This is a genomic window from Chloroflexota bacterium (assembly GCA_015478725.1).
GTDB lineage: Bacteria > Chloroflexota > Limnocylindria > Limnocylindrales > CSP1-4 > C-114.
Map to the genome: position 1 here is coordinate 31,919 of JADMIG010000007.1, position 14,282 is coordinate 46,200.

At 71.7% G+C, this 14,282-nt stretch carries 13 protein-coding genes, 1 tRNA gene and 1 pseudogene; 9 read left to right on the top strand and 6 right to left on the bottom strand.

Annotated elements, in window-relative coordinates; all coding sequences use genetic code 11:
• Window positions 1-29: 29 nt before the first annotated feature.
• Window positions 30-1,742 (top strand): DUF3459 domain-containing protein, encoded by a 1,713-nt coding sequence (locus tag IVW53_06925; GenBank protein MBF6605302.1) that lies wholly within the window; start codon window positions 30-32, stop codon window positions 1,740-1,742.
• A 65-nt stretch (window positions 1,743-1,807) separates the two neighbouring features.
• Window positions 1,808-3,316, top strand: coding sequence for a DUF3459 domain-containing protein (locus tag IVW53_06930; GenBank protein MBF6605303.1), 1,509 nt, complete (start codon window positions 1,808-1,810; stop codon window positions 3,314-3,316).
• Window positions 3,317-3,352: 36 nt separating this feature from the next.
• Here the strand turns inward: IVW53_06930 and glgP are convergent, their stop codons facing one another.
• Entirely contained in the window at window positions 3,353-5,554 is a 2,202-nt protein-coding gene (gene glgP, locus IVW53_06935) for an alpha-glucan family phosphorylase (GenBank protein ID MBF6605304.1), read from the bottom strand.
• Window positions 5,555-5,646: 92 nt separating this feature from the next.
• Here glgP and IVW53_06940 point away from each other — a divergent pair, with 92 nt between their 5' ends.
• Entirely contained in the window at window positions 5,647-7,215 is a 1,569-nt protein-coding gene (locus IVW53_06940) for a glycogen synthase (protein ID MBF6605305.1), read from the top strand.
• A 62-nt stretch (window positions 7,216-7,277) separates the two neighbouring features.
• Window positions 7,278-7,667, top strand: coding sequence for a hypothetical protein (locus IVW53_06945; GenBank protein ID MBF6605306.1), 390 nt, complete (start codon window positions 7,278-7,280; stop codon window positions 7,665-7,667).
• Between the two features lie 10 nt (window positions 7,668-7,677).
• On the opposite strand, the gene IVW53_06950 is transcribed toward IVW53_06945, so the two are convergent.
• Window positions 7,678-8,103 carry a type II toxin-antitoxin system VapC family toxin gene (locus IVW53_06950; GenBank protein ID MBF6605307.1) on the bottom strand — a complete coding sequence of 142 codons (426 nt, stop codon included), beginning with the start codon at window positions 8,101-8,103 and terminating at the stop codon, window positions 7,678-7,680.
• Window positions 8,104-8,444: 341 nt separating this feature from the next.
• Between IVW53_06950 and IVW53_06955 the strand changes: the two genes are divergently transcribed.
• Window positions 8,445-8,798 (top strand): VOC family protein, encoded by a 354-nt coding sequence (locus tag IVW53_06955; protein ID MBF6605308.1) that lies wholly within the window; start codon window positions 8,445-8,447, stop codon window positions 8,796-8,798.
• Window positions 8,799-8,854: 56 nt separating this feature from the next.
• Here the strand turns inward: IVW53_06955 and IVW53_06960 are convergent, their stop codons facing one another.
• From IVW53_06960 to IVW53_06975, 4 genes are all read right to left on the bottom strand, one after another.
• Window positions 8,855-9,277 (bottom strand): type II toxin-antitoxin system VapC family toxin, encoded by a 423-nt coding sequence (locus tag IVW53_06960; GenBank protein ID MBF6605309.1) that lies wholly within the window; start codon window positions 9,275-9,277, stop codon window positions 8,855-8,857.
• Complete coding sequence (locus IVW53_06965) at window positions 9,274-9,519, bottom strand: hypothetical protein (protein ID MBF6605310.1); 246 nt, start codon at window positions 9,517-9,519, stop codon at window positions 9,274-9,276. Before IVW53_06965 ends, IVW53_06960 begins: the two co-directional genes overlap by 4 nt.
• 71 nt (window positions 9,520-9,590) lie before the next feature.
• Window positions 9,591-10,250: a peptide-methionine (S)-S-oxide reductase MsrA gene (gene msrA, locus IVW53_06970; GenBank protein ID MBF6605311.1), complete on the bottom strand. Its 660-nt coding sequence runs from the start codon at window positions 10,248-10,250 to the stop codon at window positions 9,591-9,593.
• Window positions 10,251-10,342: 92 nt separating this feature from the next.
• Window positions 10,343-11,602 (bottom strand): glycoside hydrolase family 3, encoded by a 1,260-nt coding sequence (locus IVW53_06975; protein ID MBF6605312.1) that lies wholly within the window; start codon window positions 11,600-11,602, stop codon window positions 10,343-10,345.
• 85 nt (window positions 11,603-11,687) lie between these two features.
• Between IVW53_06975 and IVW53_06980 the strand changes: the two genes are divergently transcribed.
• The 4 genes and pseudogenes from IVW53_06980 to IVW53_06995 all read left to right on the top strand — a co-directional run bounded on the left by IVW53_06980 (window position 11,688) and on the right by IVW53_06995 (window position 14,257).
• Window positions 11,688-12,665, top strand: coding sequence for a hypothetical protein (locus IVW53_06980; GenBank protein MBF6605313.1), 978 nt, complete (start codon window positions 11,688-11,690; stop codon window positions 12,663-12,665).
• 8 nt (window positions 12,666-12,673) lie between these two features.
• Window positions 12,674-12,856: pseudogene (locus tag IVW53_06985) on the top strand (PspC domain-containing protein).
• A gap of 968 nt (window positions 12,857-13,824) precedes the next feature.
• Window positions 13,825-13,900 (top strand) — tRNA-Gly (locus IVW53_06990).
• Window positions 13,901-13,948: 48 nt separating this feature from the next.
• Window positions 13,949-14,257 (top strand): helix-turn-helix domain-containing protein, encoded by a 309-nt coding sequence (locus IVW53_06995; GenBank protein ID MBF6605314.1) that lies wholly within the window; start codon window positions 13,949-13,951, stop codon window positions 14,255-14,257.
• Window positions 14,258-14,282 lie beyond the last annotated feature (25 nt).

The window sequence follows — 14,282 nt, forward strand, 5'->3', positions numbered from 1 at the left end:
GAGGATCGAGCCGAGCGGTCGCCCTGCGAGTGCGCGCCCGGAAGCTGGCGGTCGTCATCCTGGCGGCCGTCGTCGGCGCCTGCGCTCCGCTCGCGTCGGGCAGCCCCGTCTCGCCGGCCGGTCCCGGTTCATCGAGCGCAGCCGTCGTGTCCGCCGCACCCGGAGGAGGATCCGCGGCGCCGCCGTGTCCGGCGTCGGCGGCCGAACCGGTCCCGGCCCTCGGCCAGCCAGGCTGGTGGGTCGACCGGGTCTTCTACGAGGTCTTCGTGCGGAGCTTCGCCGACTCGAACGGCGACGGCGTCGGAGACCTCCGAGGCCTCATCTCGAAACTCGACTACTTGAACGACGGGAATCCTGGCACGACGTCCGACCTCGGCGTCACCGGACTGTGGCTCATGCCGATCATGCCGTCGCCGTCCTACCACGGGTACGACGTGACCGACTACGAGGCGGTGAACGCCGCGTATGGGTCGTTGGCCGACCTGCGGACCCTCGTCCGTGAGGCGCATCGGCGCGGCATCGCCGTCATCCTCGACATGCCGTTCAACCACACCTCGAGTCAGCATCCGTGGTTCGTGGACAGCCGAACCCCCGGCTCCACCCACGCCGATTGGTACGTATGGGCCGACAGTCCGGGCGGGACGAACTGGTTCCCCGACGGCAAGCGCTTCTACTACGCGGCCTTCGGGCCGAACATGCCGGACCTCAACTTCCGGGACCCGGCGGTCACGGAGGCGATCGATTCGATCGCGTCCTTCTGGCTCGGCGACGTCGGCGTCGACGGCTTTCGGCTCGACGCCGCGAAGTACCTGGTCGAGGACGGTGCGGTCACCCAGAACACCCCCGAGACGCACGCCTGGCTCGGTTCGTTCCGCCGGACGGTCGAGGCGACCCATCCGGGCTCGCTCCTGCTCGGCGAGGTCTGGGACACCTCGGCGACGAGCGCGAGCTATGTCCCGAATGCCCTCGACATGACGTTTGACTTCGGGCTCGCCGGGGCGTACGTGGCTGCCGCCAACGGCGGACAGGCCTGGGGCCTGGCCGGGATTCTCGGGCGCGTGGTCGCCCTCTATCCTCCGGGCGGATTCGGGGCGTTCCTCACGAACCACGACATGGACCGCCTGGCGACGCAGACCGGCGGCGACCCGGCGCGGATGCGACTGGCCGCGGACCTCCTCCTCACCGGGCCGGGCGTGCCGTTTGTCTACTACGGCGAGGAGATCGGGATGAGCGGCGCCAAGCCGGATCCACGGATCAGGACGCCGATGCGCTGGACGTCGGCGCCGCGGACTGCCGGATTCACGAGCGGCACTCCCTGGGAGCCGCTGTCGGGCGATGCAGCGACGATCGACGTCGCCGACGAGAGCGCCGATCCCGGCTCGCTGCTCAGCCACTATCGGACGCTCATCGCGCTGCGGGCGGCGCATCCCGCATTCGCCCACGGCACTCTCGTCGTCGCCGGGAGCTCGTCGGGGTCCGTCCTCGCCACGATCCGCCGGTCCGCCGATGAGACGCTCCTCGTCCTGGCCAATCTCGGGACGACCGCCGTCACGAACGAGACCGTGAGCCTCGCCTCCGGGCCGCTCTGCGGGACTCCGGCGGTCCGCGTCGTCTATGGCTCGGGCGGCGTGACGGGTGATCCGCCGTCCCCCATCATCACCGCGACCGGCGGCCTCGCTCCCTACCGGCCCATCGCGAACCTCGCCCCCCAGAGCGTCACGGTCCTGGCCTTCGGTCCGTGACGGTCGACTCCGGATCGGCCAGCCCCGCCCAGCACCGCTCTCGACCCCATCAAGCAGAGGAGACCATGCCGCACGGATCGATCGACACGCCCGCCTGGGTCCGCGACGCGGTCTTCTATGAGATCTTCCCGGATCGCTTCGCCCGGAGCCGGCGGGTCCGGCAGGCCGGCGAGTTCGAGCCGTGGGATGCGCCGCCGACCGCGCATGGCTTCAAGGGCGGCGACCTCCTCGGCATCGCCGAACGGCTGGCGGAGCTTGCCGAGCTCGGGATCACGGCGCTCTACCTGACGCCGATCTTCTCGTCCGCCTCGAACCACCGCTACCACGCCTACGACTACCTCGTGGTGGATCCGCTCCTCGGCGGCGACGCCGCGCTCGGCGAGCTCCTCGACGGGGCACATGCGCGGGGCATGCGGGTCATCCTCGACGGGGTGTTCAACCACGCCGGCCGCGGGTTCTGGCCGTTCCACCACGTCCTCGAGGCGGGTGGCAACTCGCCGTACCGCGACTGGTTCCTCCTCGATTCGGAGGTCCTCGCCGGCTCGCGCGAGCTCAATGCGTACCCGGACCGGGGCGGACCCACGACGGCTCATGCTCCGCTCGGCTATCGCGCCTGGTGGGGCCTGGCCGCCCTGCCGAAGCTCAACGTCGCGAACCCGGATGTCCGCGAATACCTCCTCCGGATCGCCGAGCACTGGCTCCGCTTCGGGATCGACGGCTGGCGGCTGGACGTTCCGGCGGAAATCGACGATGCGGCGTTCTGGCGAGAGTTCCGCCGCCGCTGCCGGGCGGTGAACCCGGACGCCTACCTCGTCGGCGAGATCTGGGACGAGGCGCCGGACTGGCTCCGCGGGGACCGGTTCGATGCCCTCATGAACTACCCGCTCGGGACGTCCATCCTCGGCTTCGCCGGCGGCGACGGCCTCGACCGCGCGGTCGTCGATCGCCACGACACGTACCGGCGGATGGTCGCGCCGCTCGACGGGCCGGCGTTCGCCGCCCGGCTCGCCCACCTGTTCTCGGTCTACGACCCGGCGATCACCGCGGTCCAGCTCAACCTCATCGGGAGCCACGACACACCACGGGCGCTCACCGTCCTCGGCCGCGACCGGGCCGCGATGCGGATCGCCACGATCCTCGAGCTCACGCTGCCGGGGGCGCCGTGCATCTACTACGGCGACGAGATCGGGATGGAGGGCGGCAACGACCCGTCCTGCCGGGGTGCCTACCCGGTCGATCCGCTCGCCGGCGACCGCGACCTCCGCGCGTTCACCCAGGCCGCGATCGCCGCCCGGCGGGAGCACCCGTCGCTCCGGCGCGGCACCGTCCGGCCGCTCGCCGCCGCCGACCGCGCCGTCGTCCTGCTCCGCGAGGCGGACGGTGGACGGGCGATCGTCGCGGTGAACGCGGGACCGGGGCCGGCGGACCTGACGTTCGACCTCCCGGATCGGCCGTGGCGGGGATCGCGGCCGGTCGGACTCCCGGGCTGGGAATCGCGGGACCTCGAAACGACCGGCGAACGATCGAGGATCGTCATCGCGTCCCGCTCGGCGTCGATCGTCCTCGAGGCCTGACCGGCCGGCCTCGGGCGCCCTCCTGCCGGGGAGCGCTCAGCCGGCCTCCGTGACGATCCGCTCGCGGCCGGGAGCGGCGACCGCGACCCCCGCCGCCGGCAGGTACATCCGCTCCGTGTACTCGTGGAGCATCCGTGTCATCGAGAACCGCCAGATCGTGCTCGCGATCGACGCCCGCATGAGGGTGACCCAGGCTCGCGGGAGCCCGCTTCGGTCGCGGTCGTAGTAGCGCGGGACCACCTCCTCCTCGAGGATCCGGTAGAGGTCCGTGGCGTCCGCCCAGTCCTGGGCACCCTCGTCCGGGTTCGTCTCCCGCCCACCGATCGCCCAGCCGTTCGAGCCCGTCCAGCCCTCGTCCCACCAGCCGTCGAGGACGCTGACGTTCACGACGCCGTTCGCGGCCGCCTTCATGCCGGACGTTCCGGACGCCTCGAGCGGCCGGCGCGGGTTGTTGAGCCAGACATCGACACCCTGGACGAGGAAGCGGGCGATCCGCATGTCGTAGTCCTCGAGGATGAAGACGCGACCGCGGAGCTTCGACGATCGTGATCGGGCGAAGATCTCCTGGATCACCTGCTGGCCCGGTCTGTCCGCCGGATGGGCCTTGCCGGCGAAGACGACCTGGACCGGCCGCTCGGTGTTCCAGACGAGCCGCTCGAGGCGGTCCATGTCGCTGAAGATCATGCCCGCCCGCTTGTACGTCGCGAAGCGCCGGGCGAAGCCGATCGTCAACGTGTCCGGGTCGAGCACCCGCTCGAGCTCCTCGAGCACGGACGGTGCCTCACCGTGGCGGCCGAACTGGGCCTGCAGGCGGCCGCGGGCGAAGATCGCGAGCTCGAACTTCTGGCGCCGGTGCGCTTCCCAGAGATCGGCATCGGGGATCCGGTCGAGGCGCTCCCACCAGCGCCGGGCGTCCGTCTTCCCGTCGAGATCGTCGAGGTCCGCATCGAGATAGCGGGAGAAGAGGTCGCGCAGCGGCCGGCCGAGCCACGTGGGGCTGTGGATGCCGTTCGTGATGCCGGCGATCGAGCCGTTCATGACGCCGTGCCATGTCGCGTTCGCGGTGGCCGCGTGGAGCTGGCTCACCGCGTTCGCGGCGTTCGTGAGGCGGAGGCTGAACGCGGTCATGTCGAACTGCTGGGGATCGCCGTCCACGCCGCGGCCGATCTCGAGGATCCGCGCGGTCGGCACGCCACCGGTCCCCGGCCGGCCGTCGCCGTCGAGGAGCGGTCCGGCGACGCGTCGCACGAGCTCCACATCGAACCGCTCGTTGCCCGCCGAGATCGGGGTGTGGATCGTGAAGACACTGTCGCGCCTGACCCGGGCGAGCGCCTCGTCGAGCTCGAGACCGGCCGCCACGAACTCGCGAGCCCGTTCGGCGAGGAGGAATGCGCTGTGGCCCTCGTTGAGGTGCCAGACCGCCGGATCGATGCCGAGGGCACGGATCGCCCGGACCCCGCCGACGCCGAGGACGAGCTCCTGGTGGAGGCGCATCTCGCGGCCCCGGACGTAGAGGATGTGGGTGATCGGGCGGTCCGCCGGATCGTTCTCCGGGGTGTCCGAATCGAGGAGGAGGACCGGCACCCGGCCCACTTGGGCGAGCCAGACCGCGATCGTCAGCGTCCGCCCGGGCAGCTCCAGCTCGACGGTGAGCAGATCGCCCTCCGGATCGACGACCCGCAGGAGCGGATGGCGGGTGAGGTCGAAGTCCGGGTAGGCGTGCTCCTGGTGGCCGTCCGCGTCGATCGTCTGGCGGAAATAGCCCTGGCGGTACATGAGCCCGATCCCGACGAGCGGGAGGGCCATGTCACTCGCCGACTTCATGTGGTCGCCGGCGAGGACGCCGAGGCCGCCGGAGTAGATGCCGAGGCTCTCGTGGAACCCGTATTCGGCACAGAAGTAGGCGATCGGACCGCGGAGAGCGGCGGCGTGGCGCCGATGGAACCAGTGGTCGGCGCCGTTCGCCATGTAGCGGTCGAAGTCGCCGATGACCGACTGGTACTCGGCCATGAACGCCGGATCGTCGAGGAGGTGGCCCCAGACGACGGAGCCGGACAGGACCGGGATCGGGTCGCGGTAGCGGGCCCAGGCGGCCCCGTCCACCCGGCTGAAGAGGTTCTTCGCCGCCGGGTGCCACGACCACCAGAGGTTGTACGAGAGGCGGCGGAGGCCCTCGAGCTGCGGCGGGACGCGGAGGGTCGCACCGGGCAGCGTCGGTATGCGGACGATGGAGTCCATGGCCGCGAATGATACGGCCCGCAGCGGCCCGCTCGGCCTGTTGACGGCCGCGCGGCCCGCGCGGCCCGACGCGCGCTCGCTACCATGCCGCCATGCGGATCGCCTTCATCGCCGCCGAGTGCGAGCCCTGGGCCAAGACCGGCGGCCTCGGCGATGTCGTCGACGCGCTCGCGCGGGCGCTGCCGCAGGCGATCCCCGGGCCGGACGGCGCGCCGGTGGACGGGCCGGTGGACGTCTTTCTGCCGCGCTACCGGAGCGTGGCGGTCCCGCCGGGCGAACACCCGACCATCGTCGTCCGCGTCCCGGACCCGCTAGCCGTGCACGGCTCGACGGAGATCCGGGTCCTGTCGATCGCCGGCGACGGCTACCGGCTCCGCCTCGTCGATCACCCGGCGGCGTTCGACCGGGACGGCCTGTACGGCCATCCGGACGATGCGTGGCGCTTCGGGATCCTCTGCCGGGCGGCGCTCGAGGCGTTGCGGAGCGACGCGGCGGCTCCCGGGGGCGTCGCCGTCGACGTCCTCCATGTCCACGACTGGCATTCCGGTCCTGCGCTCATCGAGCGGGCCGGCCGGCTCGCGGCGGATCCGGTGATCGGCCGGGCGAGCGCCGTTCTCACGATCCACAACCTCGCGTACCACGGTTGGGTGCCGCTCGCGGACCTCGGCCAGCTCGGCCTCGCGCCGGGCGACGGCATCGTGGCCCCGGGTGCCGTCGGCGTCGACCTCCTCTGGGACGCGATCGAACGGGCCGACATCGTCAACACCGTGAGCCCGGGCTTCGCCGTCGAGGCGCTGACGCCGGAGTTCGGCTTCGGCCTCGATCCCACCCTCGTGGCGAAGGGCGATCGCTTCGTCGGCATCCTCAACGGCCTCGACACCACCCTCTGGGATCCGGCGACGGACGCGGACCTCGCCGCGCCGTACGACCGATCCGATCGGTCCGGGAAGGCCGCCTGCCGGGCCGACATGCTGCGCCGGCTCGGGCTCGATCCGGCCGATCCGTCACCCGTCCTCGGGACGATCGGGCGGCTCGATCCGCAGAAGGGCTTCGACATCCTCGCCGACGCCGCCCCGCGACTCGTCGACGGTGGCGCGCGGATCGTCATCCAGGGGAGCGGCGACCCGATCATCGCCGGCCGGCTCCGGGCGCTCGCCGGGGCTCGCCCATACCAGGTCGCGTTCGTCGAGCGATTCGACCGCGCGATGGCGCGCCGGATCTACGCGGGCTCGGACCTGTTCCTCATGCCGTCGCGCTTCGAGCCGAGCGGCCAGGGTCAGATGATCGCCCTCCGTTACGGGACGCCGCCCGTCGTCCATGCGACCGGCGGCCTTCGCGACTCGGTGATCGACGAGGACGACCATCCTGGCCACGGGACCGGGTTCACGTTCCGGAACGCGACGCCCGAGGGCCTCATCTGGTCGGTCGGCGAGGCGACCGAGCGGTTCGAGGCCCGCGCTCCCGGGCCCACCGGCTGGGACGCCATCGTGGACCGCGCGATGGCGGTCGATTTCGACTGGCGGACCGGCTCGGCGCCCCGCTATCTCTCGCTGTACCGCCGGGCGATCGAGCTCCGCCGCGCGGCCCTCACTGCGCGACGCGCGCGGCCGCGTTCCACGATCCGTCGGCGAACCGCCACGGTGAAGCGCGGCGGCGCCTAGAATCGCGGCCGACCGATCGGCGCCCGGGGGAGTCCGAACGGCGCCCGAGCGCGGAGGATCCCATGTCGAACCAGTTCGTCGTCCAGCTTTCCAATCGGCCCGGGGGACTTGCGACGCTCGCCGAATCGCTCGCCGCCCGGGGGGTCGATCTTCGCGCCATCGGCGGCGGCGGGATCGGCGATCTCGGCCACATCATCCTCACCACCGCGGACGACGCGGCGACGCGGGCCGTCCTCGAGGAGGGTGCCTACACGTTCATCGAAGGCGAGTCGATCCTCGCCGAGGTGAACGATCGGCCGGGCGGCATGGCGACGATCGCACGGGCCCTCGCGGACGCCGGGGTCAACATCTACGGCCACCTCTTCCTCGGCCGATGGGGCGACCGGGCGATGTTCGCCTTCGTCGTGGACGATCCGGTGACGGCCCGCCCGATCCTCGAACGGAAGGGCTGAACCCGGGCGGTCAGCCGATGAGCCGCGCGATGGCCGGTGTGGCCGGATCGATCCACGCCAGGCCCGGGACCGAGGCAAAGGCCTGATCGGCGGAGACGAGCGCCTCCGCGCCGCGACCGAGCGCTACCGCAGCGAGCACGGCGTCGAACGCGCCGAGCTCAGGGTGGCGCTCGAACAGCTGAAGGCCGCGCTCCTGGTCGTCCGAGGTCGTCATGAGCGGGCTCAGGGCGGCGACGTAGTGACGCGCGATACGCACGGCGTCCGACCGCGATCGGCGGCGCGCCCGGATGTGCGTGAACTCCTGGATCGCCTCGATCGTGGTCGTCGCCTCCAGACGCCCCTCCGCGTGAGCCGCCAGGAGGCGGCGGCAGGGCTCACGAAGGGGATGCTCCTCGCCGACGGCGTAGGCCAGGACCGTCGTGTCGAGGAGGATCATCCCGAGCGCTCGCGTGCGTCGTCGAGCTCGCGTCGAAGCTCACCCGGTTGCGCGGGCACCGGCATCGGCTCGGCTGCCAGGATCTGCGCGATGGCGCTCCGGCGGAGATCGGCGTCCGCCGGGAGCTGGTCGATCGCGTCGCGGATGACCGCGGCCACGGAGACTCGACGGCGCTCGGCCTCAGCGGCCACCTTGCGGTAGCGCGGCTCGTCGAGAAGGACGTGAACGCGGCGTTCCAGATTGCGCATGTGCATACGCTAGCACATGAAAGTCCCCCACACGCGGGCGACCGGGTCGGAGGAGCCGGCGAGAGGTCGCGGGAGGTCGATAGACTGCGCTCGATGATTCGCGTCGGTTCGATCGTTCTCCGCGTCGACGATCTGGCGCGCCAGACGCAGTTCTGGGCAGCAGCGCTCGACTACGTGCCGCGCGAGGAAACGAGCGACGATTTCGTGCTGCTGCGCCCGAGGGACGGTGTCGGGCCGAACCTCTCGCTCGATCGGGTGCGCTCGAAAGTGCAGGTGCCGCCTCGCATCCATCTCGATCTCTACGCCGAGGACCAGGCCGGCGAGGTCGAGCGGCTCATCGCACTGGGTGCCACCGAGGTGCACTGGGACAAGCGCCCGGCGGACGCTGACTACGTCATCCTGGCGGACCCGGAGGGCAACCGCTTCTGCATCGTGGACGCGGGTTGAGGCCAGCCCGCGACGCGCCCGCGGATCGTCCCGTCGCGGACGGGATCAGTCGCGGATCAGCCCTGGATCGACCCGTCGTCGGGCGCGATCCGGCGGATCTCCGAGACCGCATCGAAGCCGCGATCCGGGCTGACGATCTCGCGGATCCCCTCCTCGAGGCAGGTCGCCACGTGGACCAGGTCGCGCGCCGCAAGCGCGGTGTAGCGTCCGACGAGGTCCGGCATGCGTCGCATGACCGCATCGGTGATGGGCAACACGGGGGCGAAGAGATCGAGTGCATCGCGCGCCATGGCCGCGCCCACGTCCGGGCGCCGCAGGGCGCTGAACCGATGCAGGATCTCCTGGATCACCTCGGCCGAGGTCACTGCCTCCAGGCGTTGCTCGGCGACGCGGGCCAGGAGACGCTGACACGGGTCGCGCAGCGGGTGTTCGGCTCCCGCCGCGTACATGATGATCGCCGTATCAACGAAGACGGTCATCCGCGTCCGCGGTCCGCGCCTCGTACGATCTCGTCCTTCATCCGCTCCCAGTCGTCGACCGGCGCCCCGATCGAGGTCAGCGACTCGAGCGCTTCCTGCCGGGGGCGGGCGCGAGGCAGCGTATAGGCGTCGACCGCGTCGCGGATCACCGCCCCTACCGAGCGCCTCTCCCGTGCCGCGATGCGCACCAGTCGTGCCCGCTGTCCGGGCGTCAGGAGCACCTGGGTTCGTTCGGTCAACATGCACAGACTATAACATGTGACCTGACCAGCGTCGCGGTGGACCGCGGCTGACCCCGATGTGCGCGTGAGCTCTATGTCCGTGTAGTCGGCACCCCGAGGCCCACCGGGCAGCTCACCCCGGTGCTGTGGTCCGGACAGTAGCCGTTCGGGTTCTTCTCGAGGTACTGCTGGTGGTAGTCCTCGGCGTAGTAGAACGGGGCCGTCGACACCTCCGTCGCGATGCTGCCGTAGCCGGCCTCGGTGAGTCGTTCCTGGTAGGCGGCGCGTGACGCCTCGGCCACCTGTCGCTCGGCGTCATCCGCGACGACGATGAGCGAGCGGTATTGCGTCCCAACGTCGTTGCCCTGGCGCATCACCTGGGTGGGATCGTGTGCCTCCCAGAAGACCTTGAGCAGCTGTTCGTAGGAGACCTTCGCCGGGTCGTAGACCACGAGGACGACCTCGGCGTGGCCGGTCGCGCCGGAGCACACCTCGCCGTAGGTCGCGTTCGACGTGTAGCCGCCGGCGTACCCGACCGCGGTCGAGACGACGCCCGCCGTCCGCCAGAAGTCGCGTTCGGCACCCCAGAAGCAGCCGAGACCGAAGATCGCGGTCTTCGTCCCATCCGGGAACGGCGGGACGATCCGTTCGCCGCTGACGAGATGGCGCTCGGCGACGGGCATCGGGTCCGGTCGGCCGGCAGGGGCGGACCCGGGGGAGGGCATGGACGGCTGACGTCGGAAGAGGAACATGGCCGCAGTCTACGCGGCGTCCGTGACGGTCCGGTGACCAACGGGCGCGAGATCGCCGGCGACGAACAAGCGCCGATCGCGGCCGACGAGCTTCAGCCGATCGCGCCGTGGTACCGCGTCTTGAGCGCGGCGATCCGCCGCCAGGAGGCGTCGATCCGGGCCTCCGTGATCCTCCCGGCTGCGACGGACTCGGCGATCATGGCGATCGTCGTCTCCACGATCTCGGCGTCGTACAGCTGCTGGTTCGCGATCGTGAGTATGTCCGTCCCGGCGAGGATCGCCCGCTCGACCGCCGTCTCGTAGCCGTAGACCTTGCGGAGCGCGCCCATCTGGAGGTCGTCGCTGAGGACGACCCCCTCGAATCCGAGGCTCGTCCGGAGGAGACCGTCGATCACTGCACTGGACAGGGACGCGGGATACGTCCGGTCGAGCTTCGCATCGAAGACGTGGGCGACGAGGACGGCGTCCGCCGCGCCGGCGGCGACGATCGCGCGGAACGGCTCGAGCTCGGCGGGGGTCCACGTCGTCGTCACGTCCACCCAGCCGAGGTGGCTGTCCGCGGTCGAGGAGCCGTGGCCGGGAAAGTGCTTGATCGTGCCCGCCACGCCGGCGTCGTGGAGGCCGGCGAGGAACGCGAGGCCCTGCCGCGTGACGACGGCCGGATCCGCGGAGAAGCTCCGCTCGAGGGCGCCGATCGCCGGGCTCGTCGGGTTGACATCGACGTCGACGACCGGAGCGAGGTCGAGGTCGATCCCCGCGGCGGCGAGGGTCTTCCCGATCGCCCGGGCACGCTGCCGCGTGTAGGTCGCGTTGTCACGGGTGCCGAGCGCGGCGGCCGAGACGGTGGCGGGGAAGCCCCGGGCCGTCGTCAGGCGGTCCACCTCGCCACCCTCCTCGTCGATCGCCACGAGGAGGGGGACGTGGGCCACCGCCCGCAGACCGGCCACGAGGGTCCGGAGCTGTGCCGGCGACGCGACGTTCCGGGAGGAGCTGCCGCTCGGGCCATCGGTGTCGAAGAGAAGGACGCCACCGAGCCCGCGCTCCCGGATGTCCACCACGGTCGTGGCGGCCTGCGCGACGGTGAGGCCACGGAACCCCACGAGGAGCATCTGGGCGATCTTCGTCCGGAGGTCCGGGCCGGCTGGCACGACGATCGTCGGCGAGGCGCGGGTCGTGGACGGCGAGGCGGTCGCGCCGGGGCTTCCCGACCCTGCGGGGGCAGGTGATCCGGACGCCGCGTCCGCGCAGGCCGCGGCGGCCATCGCGATGACCGCGGCCCCCGCCAGCCGAAGGAACGAACGGCGCGAGAGGACCTCGGGCGGTCGTGGGCGCAGCGGGCCGGCGGGACTCACCGGGTCATCATCGACGCTCCGCGACCGTGCGGTCCAGAATGGGATCCGGCGCGTCTCGTCAGCCGTCGCCTGGAGGGAACCTGGGATGCATCTCGATCGCCGGTTCGCGAACGCCGGCGTCTTCCTCGTGGCCCTCGGTGCCGTGCCGCTCGCCCTGCAGGCCGGTGCGATCGACGCGTCGAACGTCGCCGACGCCTGGCGCCTCTGGCCGATCCTCCTCATCCTCGCCGGCATCGGGATCCTGCTCTCGCGGACGAGCCTCCGAGCTGCCGCCGGGCTCCTCGCGGCGCTGACGATCGGCCTCATCGGCGGCGGCCTCATCGGCGCCGGATGGCCAGGCTTCGGCGCCATCGGCTGCGGTGGTGGTTCGGGCGGCTCGGCGTTCACCTCGTCGACGGGCGATCTCGGAAGCTCCAGCGCGTCGGTCGACCTGACGGTCGGCTGCGGCGATCTCCAGGTGACGACCCGGCCCGGCACGACCTGGTCATTGAGCGGCACGAGCGCGGATGGGCGGACGCCGGCGGTGTCGGCCGATCCCTCGTCGCTCCGGATCCAGAGCCAGCGGGGCGGGGGCTTCTTCGACCTCGGGGCGGCACGGTCGACGTGGGATCTCGCTCTCCCGACCGCACCCGCGCTCGATCTCGGGCTCACGCTCAACGCCGGAACCGCACGGCTCGGTCTCGGCGGCGCGCGGCTCGGCTCCGTCGACGTGACCGTGAATGCCGGATCGGGCCGGATGGACCTGTCCGGGGCGACGGCCCTGGGATCCGTCGGGGCGACGGTGAATGCCGGCGAGCTGCTCATCGGCCTGCCGGCCCAGAGCGCCCAGGGGTCGTTCACGGTCAACGCCGGGCACCTCGGGATCTGCGTCCCGGCCGGGGTGGGGCTGCGGGTCCAGACGAGCGGCGCCCTCGGTGGTAACAACCTTGCCGACCGCGGTCTGGCAGGTAGCGGCGACGTCTGGACCACGCCGGGCTACGACGCTGCGCCGGTGAAGATCGACATCGACGCGACGATCAACGCCGGGAACCTCGAACTCGACCCGAACGGAGGCTGCTCGTGAACGACCGCCTGTATCGCTCGACTTCCGACCGGATGCTTGCCGGGGTGGTGGGTGGGCTCGCCGACCGGCTCGATCTCGACCCGTCGCTCGTTCGGGTGGGCTGGGTCCTCCTGACGATCGTGTCCGGCGGCATCTTCTTCGTCATCTACATCGTCATGTGGCTCGTCGTTCCGGAGGAGCCTGAGGGCTGGATGCCGGGCTGGGCGCCGGGAGCCCCGGCCGGACCGGGTGAGCCGGGCGGGCCGGCGATGGCTCCGGGCTGGGCGCCGGGAGCCCCGGGCGGGCCGGCGATGGCTCCCACGGTGGAACCCGGTGCCACTCCCGGACCCGGACCGGCAGGCGGGCCGAGCCCGGTCGGAGGCCCGCCCCTCGCGGGCCCCGGTCCAGCGGGTCCCTCCGGCCCTGGGTGGACCGCGGGGCCTGGGTGGACGGCGGGACCGGCTGGTCCCGGTTGGACGGGCGGGCCCGATCCGTGGAGTCGACAGGCCCGCCGTGAGGCCCGGCGCGCGGCCCGTCGCGCGCGACGGGATTCAGGAAGCGGCGCCCTCGTCATCGGCGTCATCCTCATCCTCGTCGGGGCATACGCCCTCGCCCGAACCTTCATCCCGCAGCTCCAGCTGGACCGCTACTGGCCGGCCGCCCTCGTCGTCCTCGGCGTCGTCCTCATCGCGGGCTCGTTGCGACGGGGCGGGCCGGCGCCGGGCTGAGCCGGTGCCTCGGCGGAAGGCTCGGAGGCCTGGCGGCGAAGCGCCAGGCCGGCTCAGAGGCGACGCCGGCCGGAATCGAGACGCCGGTTCGGCCCGAACTCCGCTAATCACTCCCGGGGGACCGTTACGCGACTCGGCAGGGTCCGTGCGGCCCCCGGCGGCACCCTTTCCGGGCCGGATTCCCACGATCCGAGAAACCGAGCGGTCCGTTCATGCACGTCGGGGCATGAGCGCCGGAATCCGGGCGTCGGTTCCTGGATAGCGCCCGGCACGCGAGAGTCAGGCCGGATTCGACCTCACCGTACCGGCCCGAGCGGGTCGCGCTCCAGGGCGAGTCGCCGATCCATTCGCCGAGCGGCTTCCTCGCGCTGCTCGAGCGCTACGGGCAGTAGGGGCCGGTCGCGAGGGACCGGTCGCGCCCGCGCGGTGTCGTCGGCTACGATGGCGGCCGCGCGGGAGTAGCTCAGTCGGTAGAGCGTCAGCCTTCCAAGCTGAATGTCGCGGGTTCGAGACCCGTCTCCCGCTCCACGCTCCTGTTCATCGACGACCTGCCCAGCCGCGTTTGCCAACAGCGGCGTGAGCGGTAACCTGCTGATACCGCTCACGCTGGAGAGACCGATGGACAAGCTCTACTACACTCCCAGGGAAGTCGCGGTGGCCCTCGCCATGAGTGATGACGCTGTTCTCGATCTCATCGACCGGGGCGAGCTTCCAGCGTTGCGGGTGTCGCCTCGGATCATCCGCATTCCCATCGCGGCGTTCGACCGTTGGCGAGCCGGGCTCTCGCCCAGGCGTCGGCGTGTCGCCATCCGTTCGGCCCCCAGGAAGGTCGTGATCGGAGCTGGTGAGAGGCTGCCGGAAGGAGCTCGGGCGCTGAGCCAGTGACCGCGCCCCGATCGCCTCGGGATCC